This window comes from Gallibacterium sp. ZY190522 (genome assembly GCF_054166015.1).
On sequence record NZ_CM135118.1, the window covers coordinates 2305216 to 2325685 of the forward strand.

Genomic DNA, 20470 nt, shown 5'->3' on the forward strand with positions numbered 1-20470 from the left:
ACTGGAATGGTGTTAAAAATATTGAAATAATAGGGTATGAACAAAGTATGAAAACAGAAGAAAAAACTGCAGGAAGTCAGAGTTTGGTAAGAGGACTTCATCTTATTGATATTCTTAGTAATTATCCAAATGGTTGTCCTTTAGCTAGTATTGCGGATATAGCTCAATTAAACAAAAGTACAACGCATCGTTTATTACAGAGTTTACAGGCTGCTGGATTTGTGAAACCTGCACTTGCCTCTGGAAGTTATCGCTTATCGACAAAGTGTCTTGCATTAGGCCAAAAAGTTTTATCTTCTATGAACATAATTAATGTTGCTGCACCTCATTTAGAACGATTAAATTTAGAATTAGGAGAAACAGTTAATTTCTCTTATCGAGATGGTGATCAAGTTATTTTGATCTATAAGCTTGAACCAACAACAGGTATGATGAGAACTCGTTCTTATATTGGTCAGTATATGCAGTTGTACTGTTCAGCAATGGGAAAATTATTTTTGGCATATGATGAATCAATAAAATTGGCTGACTATTGGGAGAGAAGTAACAAAATTATTGAACAATTAACCTATAACACGATTACTAATATTTCCGTTATGCAACAAGAGCTTATGATTATTCGTCAAAACGGTTTTTCTATGGATAGAGAGGAAAATGAGCTAGGAATATCCTGTATTGCCGCACCAGTTTTTAATGCTCAGAATAAGATTCAATATGCAATATCAATTTCTCTCTCTACAATAAAACTAGGTCAATTAGGTCATTCTCATATTTTACAACCACTGATAAATACAGCTAACTCTGTTTCAGAAGAGTTAGGTTGGTTAAAAGATAATATTTCAAATAAAGAAATATAGTTTTATTTATTGAAATGCGGTAAAACCGCATTTCTTATCTAAAATTACACCAAATCAAACAACAAAAACTCGACATCGGTTTTGGTGATGATTTCAAGCAATGTTTCTTGGCTAATGGCAATGCCGTCACTAATATGAACGACTTTACCGTTTATAGTTAAATCCCCTTTTACTACTTGTAACCAATAGTTGCGATTGTAGTTCAATGTAATCTGTTCTGTCTTGTCGGCGGAAAGCTGATAACGCCATAACTTCATATCTTGATACACCTTGAATGAACCATTTTCCGCTGTTGGTGAAAGGATGAGCGTTGCCCCTTCTTGAGCAGGAAATGCTTTTTGATCATAACGAGGTTTGATATTTAATTCGTTCGGTTCAATCCATATTTGTTGACATCCTCCCCGCCCTAAAGGACGGGGATTCCTACTAGTGCCAATTGGCAAGCAATGGGCTACTCTCGGTGGGTTCTTGTTGCTGACCTCTCAATGAAGTTCACTTCACAAGCTCTACGGGCATGTCCTGCCCTGACATTTTATTACGCGTGGACGATAGCTCGCCCACGCCCCAATACATTTAACGCTCCAACCACATCGGCATTTTCTGTGTAGCCACATTCTACACACTCAAAATTAGCCTGTGTTTGGCGATTTTCTTTTGCTACGTGACCACAACAAGGGCAAGTTCGGCTGGTATTTTGCGCTGGCACTGCCACTAAAAATCCGCCTTGCCATTGCATTTTGTAGTCCAACTGACGGCGAAACTCAAACCAAGATTGATCTAATATCGCTTGGTTCAACCCTGATTTTGCAGCAACATTTTTTCCTGGTGCTTGCGCCGTACCTTTGGCTGATTTTGACATATTTGACACCTGCAAATCTTCAATATAGATCATGGCGTGGTTTTTGCTGATTTTGCTTGAAGTCTGATGCAAGAAGTCTTTGCGACAATTAGCAATTTTATGATGCAGTTTGGCGATTTTTGCCTTTAATTTCTGCCAGTTTTGACTAAATTTAACCTTATTTTTGAGTTGGCGTTGGAGTTTTGCCAATTTGCCTTTGTAGGTTTTAAAGGCGTTTAATGGCTCAAAAAATTCACCGTTTGAAAGCGTGGCAAAACGTGCAACGCCCATATCAATACCGATTTCACCGCCTTTATGTGTCGGGATTTCGTACTCAAATTCAGTTTGAATACTAACAAAAAAGCGACCGCACTTTTGGCTGACGGTAACATTTTTGATTTCACCCACGATATCTCGGCTGTTGCGATAGCGAACCCAGCCAATCTTTGGCAGATACAAGCGGTTATTTTGTTGCTCTAATTTGCAACCTTGCGGAAAGCGAAAACGCTCTTTTAAACCTTTTTTCTTAAATTTTGGAAAGTCTGCTCGCTGTTGAAAGAAATTTTTAAACGCACTTTCTAGGTCTTTTAAAGACTGTTGAAGCACTTGAGAATGGCATGCTTTCAGCCAAACTAATTCTTTTTTCCATTGTGCAAGCAAGTTGGCGATTTGGGTGTAACTGAACTTAAAGCTGTTATCTTGCTCGTATTGTTCATTTTGCCAAGCCAACGCCCGATTGAACACAAAACGAGAGCAACCACAGAACTGCTTAATTCTGCGGATTTGGTTGCCGTTTGGCATTATCTCGAACTTAAAGGCTTTGCGGAGTAACATACAAAAATAGGAGTGTAAAAATGGTGCTATTTTATATTGTTATTGATTTTTCGCCAACATCGACAACAACAAACGCCAGATTCGCTTGTGCCTTATATCTCCGCCCTGAAGGGCAGAGTTTTACGGCACTGTTTGATAAAAATGCAATCCTTCTGTATCGCTCGGATTAAATTCCGAATGGGTGATACCTGTGCCGGCGGACATAATCTGAAATTCACCCGCAGGAAGTTGTTGTACGTTACCCATACTGTCTTTATGAGCGATAGTGCCTTCTAAAACATAAGAAAGAATCTCCATATTTTTATGTGGATGAGTTCCGAATCCTTGACCCGAAGCAACACGATCTTCGTTGATTACTCGTAAATTCGAAAATCCCATAAAATTTGGATCATAATATCCGGCAAAAGAGAAAGTATGGTAAGAGTCGAGCCAACCGTGGTTTGCGTGTCCGCGTTCATTTGCTTTTCTGATATATAACATAATATGTTCCTTATTTTTAATCTTTACTTGTGTGTTTTATTGTAGAGTTATAAAAATAAGAAATGAATAGCAAGTTTGTGAAAGGTTTGTTTCTTATTAGGAAATAATAACCTCAGTACTACAGACTAAAAAACAATAAGTTTCTTTGTTTGTTAATAAAGTTAGATAGAAAGCACTTTAATAGAAAAAACCATATTTACTCATTGTTTTTCCCTATTAAAAAGTAACGATAGTTTATTTTATACCTATAAATAGGTAATTATTTTAAGTTAGAAAAAAAGTAATAAAGAACAGATTATTAGTAAATAAAATAACCGGTTAAGTTTTAAAAAATAGTATTTGCCCTGACGCAAACGTTTGCTATCATCACCTACTACTACTACTACTACTACTACTACTACTACTACTACTACTACTACTACTACTACTACTACTACTACTACTACTATTTTCCTATTTTGACAACCTTGTATTTATTAGATAGTATGCGCATTCTTGTGAAAAATTTAATCTATTTTTTAGTTTAGAAAATGTAACGCAAAGGAAGTAGTTTTGTTTATAAAAGATTAAATAAAACAAGAAACATATCAAATAAATTTATTTACCAACCATAAAGGAGGACTCTAATGAGTCTAATTTTAATCAAAGCAAAATCAGGACAGCGAATTGATTTAAGCAAAGTTGCCAAAAAAGGCAAATATGTTGAATTAGCCGTTGCCGGAGAAGAGTATCACGTTATAGACAGTGAAACAGGAAAAACCCCGGAAGATTTACAGGTTTCCCGATCAGGTAACGATCTTGTTATAAAAAGCAAAAAAGACAAGATTGAAGTTATCATAGATGAATTCTGGGGCGAATGTAGCGCAGAACAGCAATGCTTTGCAGTGTTTGACAGTGCGGCGCAAGGTGCTGAGCAAGGCAAGGTTATCGTTACCCAAGTTGAAGCAGAAATGAGTGGTTTTAGTAGCAACGATATTGCCAGTGGAACATTAACAACCAGCTTAGAAAATGGACAAAGTTTTAGCCCTTGGACATATGTAGCCGGTGCAGCAGCATTGCTCGGAGGCATTGCATTAGCCGCAGGCGGTGGAAGCAGTGGTGGCAAGGGATCATCCCATACGGGGGGGGTAGAAAGCACTAAGATTACCGCCGCCGAAGAAGCAGTTAAAGCCGCCGAAAAAGCCTACCAACAAGCCAAAGATCTTCTTGAAAAAGCAAAAGAAGATAATCAAATCACAGCAGAAGAAAACGCTGCCCTTGAAGAAGCAAATCAAGCAATAAAAGATGCAAAAACAAAGGCAGAAGAAGCATTAAACAACCTACCTAAAGATAAAGAACAAGAAGCACTGAAAGAAAGATTAGATGCCGTTAATCCCATTGAAATTCCCGAGAATGGCGGAAATCCATCAACAGATCCAGAACAACCAACTCCAACAGACCCTACAGACAATCAAGGCAACACAGGAAAAGACAAACCGGATGTTGGAGGACAGGATAAAGATCCTGCGTTAGAAAATGCAGAAAAATTAGTCAAAGAGGCGGAAGACGCAGAAACAAAAGCGGAAGAAGCATTAAAAGAGGCTAATAAAGACGGCGTGATTTCTCAAGAAGAGAAAGGCAAATTAGATAGTCTAAATGAAGAAATCACTAAAGCTAAAAAAGATGCAGAAGATGCATTAAAAGATCTAGCGGAAGGTGAGATCAAAGATAATTTAAAAGAGCGTTTAGATAATGTTGATAATATCAAGGTTAATGACGCTACCGACACCAGTGCAGCAGAAGCGGCATTAGCAGAAGCGAAGCAGAAAGCACAAGAGGCAGAAGCGGCGAAGCAAAATGCAGATAAGAACAATGATGGCATCATCAGTGATGACGAAAAAGCGGCGGTAAACAAGGCGATTGAGGCAGCGGAGACAGCGAAAACGAACGCAGAGACAGAAATCGGCAAATTACCAGAAGGCAGCTTTAAAACGGATTTAGCAGGGCAAGCACAAGCGATTAGCATTCCAAACAAAGTGGACGCTACCGACACCAGTGCAGCAGAAGCGGCATTAGCAGAAGCGAAGCAGAAAGCACAAGAGGCAGAAGCGGCGAAGCAAAATGCAGATAAGAACAATGATGGCATCATCAGTGATGACGAAAAAGCGGCGGTAAACAAGGCGATTGAGGCAGCGGAGACAGCGAAAACGAACGCAGAGACAGAAATCGGCAAATTACCAGAAGGCAGCTTTAAAACGGATTTAGCAGGGCAAGCACAAGCGATTAGCATTCCAAACAAAGTGGACGCTACCGACACCAGTGCAGCAGAAGCGGCATTAGCAGAAGCGAAGCAGAAAGCACAAGAGGCAGAAGCGGCGAAGCAAAATGCAGATAAGAACAATGATGGCATCATCAGTGATGACGAAAAAGCGGCGGTAAACAAGGCGATTGAGGCAGCGGAGACAGCGAAAACGAACGCAGAGACAGAAATCGGCAAATTACCAGAAGGCAGCTTTAAAACGGATTTAGCAGGGCAAGCACAAGCGATTAGCATTCCAAACAAAGTGGACGCTACCGACACCAGTGCAGCAGAAGCGGCATTAGCAGAAGCGAAGCAGAAAGCACAAGAGGCAGAAGCGGCGAAGCAAAATGCAGATAAGAACAATGATGGCATCATCAGTGATGACGAAAAAGCGGCGGTAAACAAGGCGATTGAGGCAGCGGAGACAGCGAAAACGAACGCAGAGACAGAAATCGGCAAATTACCAGAAGGCAGCTTTAAAACGGATTTAGCAGGGCAAGCACAAGCGATTAGCATTCCAAACAAAGTGGACGCTACCGACACCAGTGCAGCAGAAGCGGCATTAGCAGAAGCGAAGCAGAAAGCACAAGAGGCAGAAGCGGCGAAGCAAAATGCAGATAAGAACAATGATGGCATCATCAGTGATGACGAAAAAGCGGCGGTAAACAAGGCGATTGAGGCAGCGGAGACAGCGAAAACGAACGCAGAGACAGAAATCGGCAAATTACCAGAAGGCAGCTTTAAAACGGATTTAGCAGGGCAAGCACAAGCGATTAGCATTCCAAACAAAGTGGACGCTACCGACACCAGTGCAGCAGAAGCGGCATTAGCAGAAGCGAAGCAGAAAGCACAAGAGGCAGAAGCGGCGAAGCAAAATGCAGATAAGAACAATGATGGCATCATCAGTGATGACGAAAAAGCGGCGGTAAACAAGGCGATTGAGGCAGCGGAGACAGCGAAAACGAACGCAGAGACAGAAATCGGCAAATTACCAGAAGGCAGCTTTAAAACGGATTTAGCAGGGCAAGCACAAGCGATTAGCATTCCAAACAAAGTGGACGCTACCGACACCAGTGCAGCAGAAGCGGCATTAGCAGAAGCGAAGCAGAAAGCACAAGAGGCAGAAGCGGCGAAGCAAAATGCAGATAAGAACAATGATGGCATCATCAGTGATGACGAAAAAGCGGCGGTAAACAAGGCGATTGAGGCAGCGGAGACAGCGAAAACGAACGCAGAGACAGAAATCGGCAAATTACCAGAAGGCAGCTTTAAAACGGATTTAGCAGGGCAAGCACAAGCGATTAGCATTCCAAACAAAGTGGACGCTACCGACACCAGTGCAGCAGAAGCGGCATTAGCAGAAGCGAAGCAGAAAGCACAAGAGGCAGAAGCGGCGAAGCAAAATGCAGATAAGAACAATGATGGCATCATCAGTGATGACGAAAAAGCGGCGGTAAACAAGGCGATTGAGGCAGCGGAGACAGCGAAAACGAACGCAGAGACAGAAATCGGCAAATTACCAGAAGGCAGCTTTAAAACGGATTTAGCAGGGCAAGCACAAGCGATTAGCATTCCAAACAAAGTGGACGCTACCGACACCAGTGCAGCAGAAGCGGCATTAGCAGAAGCGAAGCAGAAAGCACAAGAGGCAGAAGCGGCGAAGCAAAATGCAGATAAGAACAATGATGGCATCATCAGTGATGACGAAAAAGCGGCGGTAAACAAGGCGATTGAGGCAGCGGAGACAGCGAAAACGAACGCAGAGACAGAAATCGGCAAATTACCAGAAGGCAGCTTTAAAACGGATTTAGCAGGGCAAGCACAAGCGATTAGCATTCCAAACAAAGTGGACGCTACCGACACCAGTGCAGCAGAAGCGGCATTAGCAGAAGCGAAGCAGAAAGCACAAGAGGCAGAAGCGGCGAAGCAAAATGCAGATAAGAACAATGATGGCATCATCAGTGATGACGAAAAAGCGGCGGTAAACAAGGCGATTGAGGCAGCGGAGACAGCGAAAACGAACGCAGAGACAGAAATCGGCAAATTACCAGAAGGCAGCTTTAAAACGGATTTAGCAGGGCAAGCACAAGCGATTAGCATTCCAAACAAAGTGGACGCTACCGACACCAGTGCAGCAGAAGCGGCATTAGCAGAAGCGAAGCAGAAAGCACAAGAGGCAGAAGCGGCGAAGCAAAATGCAGATAAGAACAATGATGGCATCATCAGTGATGACGAAAAAGCGGCGGTAAACAAGGCGATTGAGGCAGCGGAGACAGCGAAAACGAACGCAGAGACAGAAATCGGCAAATTACCAGAAGGCAGCTTTAAAACGGATTTAGCAGGGCAAGCACAAGCGATTAGCATTCCAAACAAAGTGGACGCTACCGACACCAGTGCAGCAGAAGCGGCATTAGCAGAAGCGAAGCAGAAAGCACAAGAGGCAGAAGCGGCGAAGCAAAATGCAGATAAGAACAATGATGGCATCATCAGTGATGACGAAAAAGCGGCGGTAAACAAGGCGATTGAGGCAGCGGAGACAGCGAAAACGAACGCAGAGACAGAAATCGGCAAATTACCAGAAGGCAGCTTTAAAACGGATTTAGCAGGGCAAGCACAAGCGATTAGCATTCCAAACAAAGTGGACGCTACCGACACCAGTGCAGCAGAAGCGGCATTAGCAGAAGCGAAGCAGAAAGCACAAGAGGCAGAAGCGGCGAAGCAAAATGCAGATAAGAACAATGATGGCATCATCAGTGATGACGAAAAAGCGGCGGTAAACAAGGCGATTGAGGCAGCGGAGACAGCGAAAACGAACGCAGAGACAGAAATCGGCAAATTACCAGAAGGCAGCTTTAAAACGGATTTAGCAGGGCAAGCACAAGCGATTAGCATTCCAAACAAAGTGGACGCTACCGACACCAGTGCAGCAGAAGCGGCATTAGCAGAAGCGAAGCAGAAAGCACAAGAGGCAGAAGCGGCGAAGCAAAATGCAGATAAGAACAATGATGGCATCATCAGTGATGACGAAAAAGCGGCGGTAAACAAGGCGATTGAGGCAGCGGAGACAGCGAAAACGAACGCAGAGACAGAAATCGGCAAATTACCAGAAGGCAGCTTTAAAACGGATTTAGCAGGGCAAGCACAAGCGATTAGCATTCCAAACAAAGTGGACGCTACCGACACCAGTGCAGCAGAAGCGGCATTAGCAGAAGCGAAGCAGAAAGCACAAGAGGCAGAAGCGGCGAAGCAAAATGCAGATAAGAACAATGATGGCATCATCAGTGATGACGAAAAAGCGGCGGTAAACAAGGCGATTGAGGCAGCGGAGACAGCGAAAACGAACGCAGAGACAGAAATCGGCAAATTACCAGAAGGCAGCTTTAAAACGGATTTAGCAGGGCAAGCACAAGCGATTAGCATTCCAAACAAAGTGGACGCTACCGACACCAGTGCAGCAGAAGCGGCATTAGCAGAAGCGAAGCAGAAAGCACAAGAGGCAGAAGCGGCGAAGCAAAATGCAGATAAGAACAATGATGGCATCATCAGTGATGACGAAAAAGCGGCGGTAAACAAGGCGATTGAGGCAGCGGAGACAGCGAAAACGAACGCAGAGACAGAAATCGGCAAATTACCAGAAGGCAGCTTTAAAACGGATTTAGCAGGGCAAGCACAAGCGATTAGCATTCCAAACAAAGTGGACGCTACCGACACCAGTGCAGCAGAAGCGGCATTAGCAGAAGCGAAGCAGAAAGCACAAGAGGCAGAAGCGGCGAAGCAAAATGCAGATAAGAACAATGATGGCATCATCAGTGATGACGAAAAAGCGGCGGTAAACAAGGCGATTGAGGCAGCGGAGACAGCGAAAACGAACGCAGAGACAGAAATCGGCAAATTACCAGAAGGCAGCTTTAAAACGGATTTAGCAGGGCAAGCACAAGCGATTAGCATTCCAAACAAAGTGGACGCTACCGACACCAGTGCAGCAGAAGCGGCATTAGCAGAAGCGAAGCAGAAAGCACAAGAGGCAGAAGCGGCGAAGCAAAATGCAGATAAGAACAATGATGGCATCATCAGTGATGACGAAAAAGCGGCGGTAAACAAGGCGATTGAGGCAGCGGAGACAGCGAAAACGAACGCAGAGACAGAAATCGGCAAATTACCAGAAGGCAGCTTTAAAACGGATTTAGCAGGGCAAGCACAAGCGATTAGCATTCCAAACAAAGTGGACGCTACCGACACCAGTGCAGCAGAAGCGGCATTAGCAGAAGCGAAGCAGAAAGCACAAGAGGCAGAAGCGGCGAAGCAAAATGCAGATAAGAACAATGATGGCATCATCAGTGATGACGAAAAAGCGGCGGTAAACAAGGCGATTGAGGCAGCGGAGACAGCGAAAACGAACGCAGAGACAGAAATCGGCAAATTACCAGAAGGCAGCTTTAAAACGGATTTAGCAGGGCAAGCACAAGCGATTAGCATTCCAAACAAAGTGGACGCTACCGACACCAGTGCAGCAGAAGCGGCATTAGCAGAAGCGAAGCAGAAAGCACAAGAGGCAGAAGCGGCGAAGCAAAATGCAGATAAGAACAATGATGGCATCATCAGTGATGACGAAAAAGCGGCGGTAAACAAGGCGATTGAGGCAGCGGAGACAGCGAAAACGAACGCAGAGACAGAAATCGGCAAATTACCAGAAGGCAGCTTTAAAACGGATTTAGCAGGGCAAGCACAAGCGATTAGCATTCCAAACAAAGTGGACGCTACCGACACCAGTGCAGCAGAAGCGGCATTAGCAGAAGCGAAGCAGAAAGCACAAGAGGCAGAAGCGGCGAAGCAAAATGCAGATAAGAACAATGATGGCATCATCAGTGATGACGAAAAAGCGGCGGTAAACAAGGCGATTGAGGCAGCGGAGACAGCGAAAACGAACGCAGAGACAGAAATCGGCAAATTACCAGAAGGCAGCTTTAAAACGGATTTAGCAGGGCAAGCACAAGCGATTAGCATTCCAAACAAAGTGGACGCTACCGACACCAGTGCAGCAGAAGCGGCATTAGCAGAAGCGAAGCAGAAAGCACAAGAGGCAGAAGCGGCGAAGCAAAATGCAGATAAGAACAATGATGGCATCATCAGTGATGACGAAAAAGCGGCGGTAAACAAGGCGATTGAGGCAGCGGAGACAGCGAAAACGAACGCAGAGACAGAAATCGGCAAATTACCAGAAGGCAGCTTTAAAACGGATTTAGCAGGGCAAGCACAAGCGATTAGCATTCCAAACAAAGTGGACGCTACCGACACCAGTGCAGCAGAAGCGGCATTAGCAGAAGCGAAGCAGAAAGCACAAGAGGCAGAAGCGGCGAAGCAAAATGCAGATAAGAACAATGATGGCATCATCAGTGATGACGAAAAAGCGGCGGTAAACAAGGCGATTGAGGCAGCGGAGACAGCGAAAACGAACGCAGAGACAGAAATCGGCAAATTACCAGAAGGCAGCTTTAAAACGGATTTAGCAGGGCAAGCACAAGCGATTAGCATTCCAAACAAAGTGGACGCTACCGACACCAGTGCAGCAGAAGCGGCATTAGCAGAAGCGAAGCAGAAAGCACAAGAGGCAGAAGCGGCGAAGCAAAATGCAGATAAGAACAATGATGGCATCATCAGTGATGACGAAAAAGCGGCGGTAAACAAGGCGATTGAGGCAGCGGAGACAGCGAAAACGAACGCAGAGACAGAAATCGGCAAATTACCAGAAGGCAGCTTTAAAACGGATTTAGCAGGGCAAGCACAAGCGATTAGCATTCCAAACAAAGTGGACGCTACCGACACCAGTGCAGCAGAAGCGGCATTAGCAGAAGCGAAGCAGAAAGCACAAGAGGCAGAAGCGGCGAAGCAAAATGCAGATAAGAACAATGATGGCATCATCAGTGATGACGAAAAAGCGGCGGTAAACAAGGCGATTGAGGCAGCGGAGACAGCGAAAACGAACGCAGAGACAGAAATCGGCAAATTACCAGAAGGCAGCTTTAAAACGGATTTAGCAGGGCAAGCACAAGCGATTAGCATTCCAAACAAAGTGGACGCTACCGACACCAGTGCAGCAGAAGCGGCATTAGCAGAAGCGAAGCAGAAAGCACAAGAGGCAGAAGCGGCGAAGCAAAATGCAGATAAGAACAATGATGGCATCATCAGTGATGACGAAAAAGCGGCGGTAAACAAGGCGATTGAGGCAGCGGAGACAGCGAAAACGAACGCAGAGACAGAAATCGGCAAATTACCAGAAGGCAGCTTTAAAACGGATTTAGCAGGGCAAGCACAAGCGATTAGCATTCCAAACAAAGTGGACGCTACCGACACCAGTGCAGCAGAAGCGGCATTAGCAGAAGCGAAGCAGAAAGCACAAGAGGCAGAAGCGGCGAAGCAAAATGCAGATAAGAACAATGATGGCATCATCAGTGATGACGAAAAAGCGGCGGTAAACAAGGCGATTGAGGCAGCGGAGACAGCGAAAACGAACGCAGAGACAGAAATCGGCAAATTACCAGAAGGCAGCTTTAAAACGGATTTAGCAGGGCAAGCACAAGCGATTAGCATTCCAAACAAAGTGGACGCTACCGACACCAGTGCAGCAGAAGCGGCATTAGCAGAAGCGAAGCAGAAAGCACAAGAGGCAGAAGCGGCGAAGCAAAATGCAGATAAGAACAATGATGGCATCATCAGTGATGACGAAAAAGCGGCGGTAAACAAGGCGATTGAGGCAGCGGAGACAGCGAAAACGAACGCAGAGACAGAAATCGGCAAATTACCAGAAGGCAGCTTTAAAACGGATTTAGCAGGGCAAGCACAAGCGATTAGCATTCCAAACAAAGTGGACGCTACCGACACCAGTGCAGCAGAAGCGGCATTAGCAGAAGCGAAGCAGAAAGCACAAGAGGCAGAAGCGGCGAAGCAAAATGCAGATAAGAACAATGATGGCATCATCAGTGATGACGAAAAAGCGGCGGTAAACAAGGCGATTGAGGCAGCGGAGACAGCGAAAACGAACGCAGAGACAGAAATCGGCAAATTACCAGAAGGCAGCTTTAAAACGGATTTAGCAGGGCAAGCACAAGCGATTAGCATTCCAAACAAAGTGGACGCTACCGACACCAGTGCAGCAGAAGCGGCATTAGCAGAAGCGAAGCAGAAAGCACAAGAGGCAGAAGCGGCGAAGCAAAATGCAGATAAGAACAATGATGGCATCATCAGTGATGACGAAAAAGCGGCGGTAAACAAGGCGATTGAGGCAGCGGAGACAGCGAAAACGAACGCAGAGACAGAAATCGGCAAATTACCAGAAGGCAGCTTTAAAACGGATTTAGCAGGGCAAGCACAAGCGATTAGCATTCCAAACAAAGTGGACGCTACCGACACCAGTGCAGCAGAAGCGGCATTAGCAGAAGCGAAGCAGAAAGCACAAGAGGCAGAAGCGGCGAAGCAAAATGCAGATAAGAACAATGATGGCATCATCAGTGATGACGAAAAAGCGGCGGTAAACAAGGCGATTGAGGCAGCGGAGACAGCGAAAACGAACGCAGAGACAGAAATCGGCAAATTACCAGAAGGCAGCTTTAAAACGGATTTAGCAGGGCAAGCACAAGCGATTAGCATTCCAAACAAAGTGGACGCTACCGACACCAGTGCAGCAGAAGCGGCATTAGCAGAAGCGAAGCAGAAAGCACAAGAGGCAGAAGCGGCGAAGCAAAATGCAGATAAGAACAATGATGGCATCATCAGTGATGACGAAAAAGCGGCGGTAAACAAGGCGATTGAGGCAGCGGAGACAGCGAAAACGAACGCAGAGACAGAAATCGGCAAATTACCAGAAGGCAGCTTTAAAACGGATTTAGCAGGGCAAGCACAAGCGATTAGCATTCCAAACAAAGTGGACGCTACCGACACCAGTGCAGCAGAAGCGGCATTAGCAGAAGCGAAGCAGAAAGCACAAGAGGCAGAAGCGGCGAAGCAAAATGCAGATAAGAACAATGATGGCATCATCAGTGATGACGAAAAAGCGGCGGTAAACAAGGCGATTGAGGCAGCGGAGACAGCGAAAACGAACGCAGAGACAGAAATCGGCAAATTACCAGAAGGCAGCTTTAAAACGGATTTAGCAGGGCAAGCACAAGCGATTAGCATTCCAAACAAAGTGGACGCTACCGACACCAGTGCAGCAGAAGCGGCATTAGCAGAAGCGAAGCAGAAAGCACAAGAGGCAGAAGCGGCGAAGCAAAATGCAGATAAGAACAATGATGGCATCATCAGTGATGACGAAAAAGCGGCGGTAAACAAGGCGATTGAGGCAGCGGAGACAGCGAAAACGAACGCAGAGACAGAAATCGGCAAATTACCAGAAGGCAGCTTTAAAACGGATTTAGCAGGGCAAGCACAAGCGATTAGCATTCCAAACAAAGTGGACGCTACCGACACCAGTGCAGCAGAAGCGGCATTAGCAGAAGCGAAGCAGAAAGCACAAGAGGCAGAAGCGGCGAAGCAAAATGCAGATAAGAACAATGATGGCATCATCAGTGATGACGAAAAAGCGGCGGTAAACAAGGCGATTGAGGCAGCGGAGACAGCGAAAACGAACGCAGAGACAGAAATCGGCAAATTACCAGAAGGCAGCTTTAAAACGGATTTAGCAGGGCAAGCACAAGCGATTAGCATTCCAAACAAAGTGGACGCTACCGACACCAGTGCAGCAGAAGCGGCATTAGCAGAAGCGAAGCAGAAAGCACAAGAGGCAGAAGCGGCGAAGCAAAATGCAGATAAGAACAATGATGGCATCATCAGTGATGACGAAAAAGCGGCGGTAAACAAGGCGATTGAGGCAGCGGAGACAGCGAAAACGAACGCAGAGACAGAAATCGGCAAATTACCAGAAGGCAGCTTTAAAACGGATTTAGCAGGGCAAGCACAAGCGATTAGCATTCCAAACAAAGTGGACGCTACCGACACCAGTGCAGCAGAAGCGGCATTAGCAGAAGCGAAGCAGAAAGCACAAGAGGCAGAAGCGGCGAAGCAAAATGCAGATAAGAACAATGATGGCATCATCAGTGATGACGAAAAAGCGGCGGTAAACAAGGCGATTGAGGCAGCGGAGACAGCGAAAACGAACGCAGAGACAGAAATCGGCAAATTACCAGAAGGCAGCTTTAAAACGGATTTAGCAGGGCAAGCACAAGCGATTAGCATTCCAAACAAAGTGGACGCTACCGACACCAGTGCAGCAGAAGCGGCATTAGCAGAAGCGAAGCAGAAAGCACAAGAGGCAGAAGCGGCGAAGCAAAATGCAGATAAGAACAATGATGGCATCATCAGTGATGACGAAAAAGCGGCGGTAAACAAGGCGATTGAGGCAGCGGAGACAGCGAAAACGAACGCAGAGACAGAAATCGGCAAATTACCAGAAGGCAGCTTTAAAACGGATTTAGCAGGGCAAGCACAAGCGATTAGCATTCCAAACAAAGTGGACGCTACCGACACCAGTGCAGCAGAAGCGGCATTAGCAGAAGCGAAGCAGAAAGCACAAGAGGCAGAAGCGGCGAAGCAAAATGCAGATAAGAACAATGATGGCATCATCAGTGATGACGAAAAAGCGGCGGTAAACAAGGCGATTGAGGCAGCGGAGACAGCGAAAACGAACGCAGAGACAGAAATCGGCAAATTACCAGAAGGCAGCTTTAAAACGGATTTAGCAGGGCAAGCACAAGCGATTAGCATTCCAAACAAAGTGGACGCTACCGACACCAGTGCAGCAGAAGCGGCATTAGCAGAAGCGAAGCAGAAAGCACAAGAGGCAGAAGCGGCGAAGCAAAATGCAGATAAGAACAATGATGGCATCATCAGTGATGACGAAAAAGCGGCGGTAAACAAGGCGATTGAGGCAGCGGAGACAGCGAAAACGAACGCAGAGACAGAAATCGGCAAATTACCAGAAGGCAGCTTTAAAACGGATTTAGCAGGGCAAGCACAAGCGATTAGCATTCCAAACAAAGTGGACGCTACCGACACCAGTGCAGCAGAAGCGGCATTAGCAGAAGCGAAGCAGAAAGCACAAGAGGCAGAAGCGGCGAAGCAAAATGCAGATAAGAACAATGATGGCATCATCAGTGATGACGAAAAAGCGGCGGTAAACAAGGCGATTGAGGCAGCGGAGACAGCGAAAACGAACGCAGAGACAGAAATCGGCAAATTACCAGAAGGCAGCTTTAAAACGGATTTAGCAGGGCAAGCACAAGCGATTAGCATTCCAAACAAAGTGGACGCTACCGACACCAGTGCAGCAGAAGCGGCATTAGCAGAAGCGAAGCAGAAAGCACAAGAGGCAGAAGCGGCGAAGCAAAATGCAGATAAGAACAATGATGGCATCATCAGTGATGACGAAAAAGCGGCGGTAAACAAGGCGATTGAGGCAGCGGAGACAGCGAAAACGAACGCAGAGACAGAAATCGGCAAATTACCAGAAGGCAGCTTTAAAACGGATTTAGCAGGGCAAGCACAAGCGATTAGCATTCCAAACAAAGTGGACGCTACCGACACCAGTGCAGCAGAAGCGGCATTAGCAGAAGCGAAGCAGAAAGCACAAGAGGCAGAAGCGGCGAAGCAAAATGCAGATAAGAACAATGATGGCATCATCAGTGATGACGAAAAAGCGGCGGTAAACAAGGCGATTGAGGCAGCGGAGACAGCGAAAACGAACGCAGAGACAGAAATCGGCAAATTACCAGAAGGCAGCTTTAAAACGGATTTAGCAGGGCAAGCACAAGCGATTAGCATTCCAAACAAAGTGGACGCTACCGATACCAGTGCAGCAGAAGCGGCATTAGCAGAAGCGAAGCAGAAAGCGACAGACGCACAGCAGTTAAAAGAACGAATTGAGTTGAATGGTGTAGTTACTGCAACAGAGAAAGCTCAGTTAGATCAAGCGATTACGGCTGCTAATGAGGCAAAATCATTAGCGGATCAAGAGATCGGTAAATTGCCGGCTGGTTCGTATAAAACAGCAAAAGAGGGTGAGTCTGCGAGTATTGTGATTCCTCAACCGTCTTCAGTGACCCCAATTCCAACAGGCAAACCAGTAGTAACAATTGTTGGTGATGGCAATGATGCGGATACGGTTATTGATCGTGGCGAATTAGGTGTGGGCGCTGATGGGCAGTTAAATCCGGTTACTGTTGAAGTGAGTTTAGCTGGTATGCAAAACGTGAAACCGGGTGATAAGTTAAGTGGCGTGATTCTCTTAGGTAGAACACCTTCTTATTTGGGTGGTGATAAATCGGGTTATAGCTTAACTGAAAATGATATCACTAACGGCAAAGTATCATTCACTGTGCCAGTAACAGATGGGTTCACTGGAAAATTAGTGGTTCAAGGCGTAAAAGTTCAGGATGCGGAAAAACAATCTTCAGCGACTGCGGATAGAAAAGAAGCTGCTCTTGATCTTGGAGCTGATCCGACTGTTGGTATGAGTTTTAGAGCCGATACAGGTATTTCAGGAAGCGATAATATTACGACTAATGGTGAATTAGTATTGACTGCACCGCAGGGATATACGATTGATCGAGTAGTGGTTAATAACGCAGAAGTGAGTCTGACAGGCAATAGTATCACCTTGTCTGAGGGAACTTATACGGCAGGTAATATTCAAGTTACTGTGCGTAATACCACAACAGGTCGTATAGAAACAGTTTCTAATACGACTACTTATGTGGTGGATACGACAGCGCCGGATGCCCCTCGTATTAATGTTGAATCAGGTCGTGATAGTTCTATTTCTTTACCAGAGAATGCCGCCATTGGCGATGTGGTTGATGTTAATATCACGCAGCCAGGTAAACAACAAGCGATTTATGTGCAATATCGTAAAACTGATTCAGGTTGGGAAGTCGCAACATTTAAACCGGCAGATTCTGGTTTAAGTAGCGCACCAGCAGTGAGTGGTAATACGATTACTATTTCACAAACTGTAGCGCCGGCTGGCTCAACAATTGCGGCAAAAGTAACTGATTTGGCAGGTAATGGTTCAGCGGGTAAAGATGGTGGCAATTCATTTGTGGAAGCAGAGGTTCCATCATCGGATTCGGATAATGATGGTTACACTAATGAGGAAGAAGGTCGAGCGGGATCAGATCCTGATCAGGCTAGTTCAACGCCAAAAACGTTAGCAGAAGCTGCTTATAACACGGCAAAAGCAACTTATGATGCATTTGAAGCGAAAAAGGCAGAATTTGCAAAAGGTGGTTTTACTAAGGAAGAGGTTAGTGAGTTAGAAAAATTGCTATTCCCATTAGACGGTGAAAAAGATAAAGCATTAGCTGCGGCTAATTATGTTCACGATAATGATGGCAAAGCTGATTTAATAGATAAAATCAACAAATTAACAGATACTGTGCCTGAAGTAACCAATGATGCTGATTCTACTTGGTCAAATAATAGAACAGTAACGTATTATGATTACCGTAAAAACAGTTCTAATAATACAGAACATTTAACTTTAGATGATTTGGCTAAAAAAGATGGCGGTGTGTTTGTTATTCCGGCATCTCAGTTAGTGATTAAAGATCCTGATGCGGAATCAGGTTATACACCGAAACTGAAACCAATGAAAGATTGGGTTCACACTCTGCCGGGTAATACTTCTGTGGGTTTCTCTGAGTATAGAGTGGATGAGAATGGTAATCTTGAAATTAAGATTGATGCAGAAAAAGTAAAAAATATCAGTAAGACTCAAAATGAAACATATGAGCTTACTGCGGAAGATGGTACACCATTAACATTGTATGTTTTCTTTGAGAACGATAATAAGTCTGGTACATCAGTTACCTTATTCTCGGTTACTGTGAAAGATGATGTGTATCCAATAGTAGGCAATGTAGCAAGTAATGGTGTTACAGATGATACTCAATGGAAGGACATTTCAGTCGTATTGTCAGCAACAGGTAATGATCTTGCAAGCTGGAAAGTCAAATTGGAAATCTTTGATGATCAGAATCCTAACAGTCCAGTATGGACACAAGAAAAAGGTGGTATTACTTCAAGCTCTCAGACGGTGAGCTTTGATGCAAGTAGATTTACTGCTGAGAAAGGACATAGCTATACCTTAAAAGCAACAGCATTGAGTAATAGCGAGAAAGCGAATACTGTTAAAGAACATATAACAGTAGATACTACGCCACCGGAAGTAACATCTAATTTGACAACAGATTCAGCAGGCAATTTAAAACTTCATGTCGAGTTCAAAGAACCAGTGAAATATTTTATTTACGATGGTAAGGTTGAATCTGATCAGATTTCGGTTACTGGAAAGCAAAATTATAGTAGTGCAAAAGATTTACCTTCGATGGATGCAACCTTTGATCTAGGTTCAACACCGAAAACTTATATCTTTTATGATCAAGCCGGAAATAGTGCAGGCGTGGTAGCACCAGAAGTGGAAGTAAAACGTTTAGGTCGTTTAACCACTAATATGAATCAAAATGAAGGTCCACGAAACTATATGAGTGATGGTAATGAAGCACAACGGAATGATACCGGTCCAGACGGCTTAAAAACGTCAGCAGGCGATAATATCATTATTGTAGCGAAGAAATCTAATGGTGATTTCTTCGGTGGCTTTATTGATGGTGGAACGGGCGATGGTTATAAAGCGACGTTACAAACCTATGATGGTAATGATTATATTTATGCTTTCGGTATCGGAGGTCATACTGATGTGATTACCGGAGGGGGTAACGATAGATTTGAATTGCGTTATGGTCTTTCAGGCTGGGGGCAAACAGGAAATATATCTACCGGAGCATTTGACGGCGCTCAACGTATTTTGATGGGAGAGGGAGATGATACCTTCAAAATTCGTGGTTCAATGATCGACCTACATTCTGATTATGGTGATAATTCATTCGCATTAACTACAGCTAAAGTAGATATGGGCACAGGGAATGACACTATTGAAGTTGAAAGCACGATCAAGGGCGATGGTGATGCTGGGCGCAATTACTCTAACTATTTCAATCTTGGTAGTGGGGATGATGTGATGCGAGTTGGTAAGAATATTACAGACACGCAAACTTCTGCTACACCAAGCACAACTCACGCTTCAAATATTATTGATTTAGGTGCTGGAAATGATACTTTGATAGTAAAAGGAAGTGTTGAACAACATACTCTTATCCTTTCTGAAGGAGGAAATAATAATATTTCCATTGGTTCAGGGGTATCGTTAGCGAGAAAATCTATTGGTGGCAATACTGCTATTGTGTTAGGTGATGGTAACGACACTTTAACGGTGAATACAGCGGTAAACTATGAAGATGCGGATAGAGAGTCTGCTTTCTATCGAGCTTATAAAGATAGTAAATCAGATGGTTGGTATGCTGAAAGTGCTACACAAATAGATAAAGTAATAGAGGATGTAAAACAACCTAAGATCGATCTTGGTAATGGTAATAATACGGCAATCTTCGGTGGAAATGTGTGGCATGCAAAAATTATCACTGGAGATGGTCAGGATACTATTACTATCAAGGGTGCGCTTTCACAAACATCATTAGATACAGGTGGCAAGGATGATACTGTTACCATTAATGAATGGACGTTGAACAATAACTCAGTGATATTAGGAAACGGAGACGATACTCTGAATCTTGGTGGTGTATCACAGACGTTATCATATGAAGGAACTTCACTGATTCATGGGGGCGCTGGTATAGATACCATTAATATTACTGGTAAATCGTCAGTATCAACAAGGTTAGAAATCTTTGGTAATACTGGTGGTAATAATATTGATGTTTCAGGCGTTGATATCTTGAACTTAAATGGATACGGCACAGAAGTGATTATTGGTACTAATAATGTAGGTAATCCTAATAATGAGTTAGCTCGTAGTATGATTACGATTCATGGGGATGGCAGCAATACAGTGAGACTTCAAAGTGATTGGAGAGAAATTGGTTCAACGATCGGTATGAAACAGTATCAATATAATGGTATCACCATTTATATTGATGATACGATTCAAGTAACCCCATTTAGTGTGTAAAATTACTATAGATTCGTATTTTTGAACTTAATGTTAAACCCATCAAACGCTGTTTGATGGGTTTTTTCTTGTGTAAGAAAATAGGGAAGCCATCGCTTCCCTAC

General features: G+C 44.5%; 3 protein-coding genes and 2 pseudogenes. 2 read left to right on the forward strand and 3 right to left on the reverse strand.

What is annotated here, in order from left to right:
• The first annotated feature begins 47 nt into the window (after positions 1-47).
• Positions 48-857 carry an IclR family transcriptional regulator gene (locus ACXPAV_RS11130; RefSeq protein WP_335795928.1) on the forward strand — a complete coding sequence of 270 codons (810 nt, stop codon included), beginning with the start codon at positions 48-50 and terminating at the stop codon, positions 855-857.
• 44 nt (positions 858-901) lie between these two features.
• On the opposite strand, the pseudogene ACXPAV_RS11135 reads toward ACXPAV_RS11130, so the two are convergent.
• From ACXPAV_RS11135 to ACXPAV_RS11145, 3 genes and pseudogenes are all read right to left on the reverse strand, one after another.
• A pseudogene (locus tag ACXPAV_RS11135) lies at positions 902-1246 on the reverse strand (pirin family protein); the annotation flags it as partial.
• Between the two features lie 146 nt (positions 1247-1392).
• Positions 1393-2529, reverse strand: a complete 1137-nt coding sequence (locus tag ACXPAV_RS11140) for an RNA-guided endonuclease InsQ/TnpB family protein (protein ID WP_458003497.1) — start codon at positions 2527-2529, stop codon at positions 1393-1395.
• Between the two features lie 132 nt (positions 2530-2661).
• Positions 2662-3009: pseudogene (locus tag ACXPAV_RS11145) on the reverse strand (pirin family protein); the annotation flags it as partial.
• A 626-nt stretch (positions 3010-3635) separates the two neighbouring features.
• On the opposite strand from ACXPAV_RS11145, the gene ACXPAV_RS11150 reads away from it, so the two are divergent.
• A complete protein-coding gene (locus ACXPAV_RS11150) occupies positions 3636-20366 on the forward strand; it encodes a GA-like domain-containing protein (protein ID WP_458003498.1) in 16731 nt (5576 codons plus the stop codon).
• Positions 20367-20470: the final 104 nt, after the last annotated feature.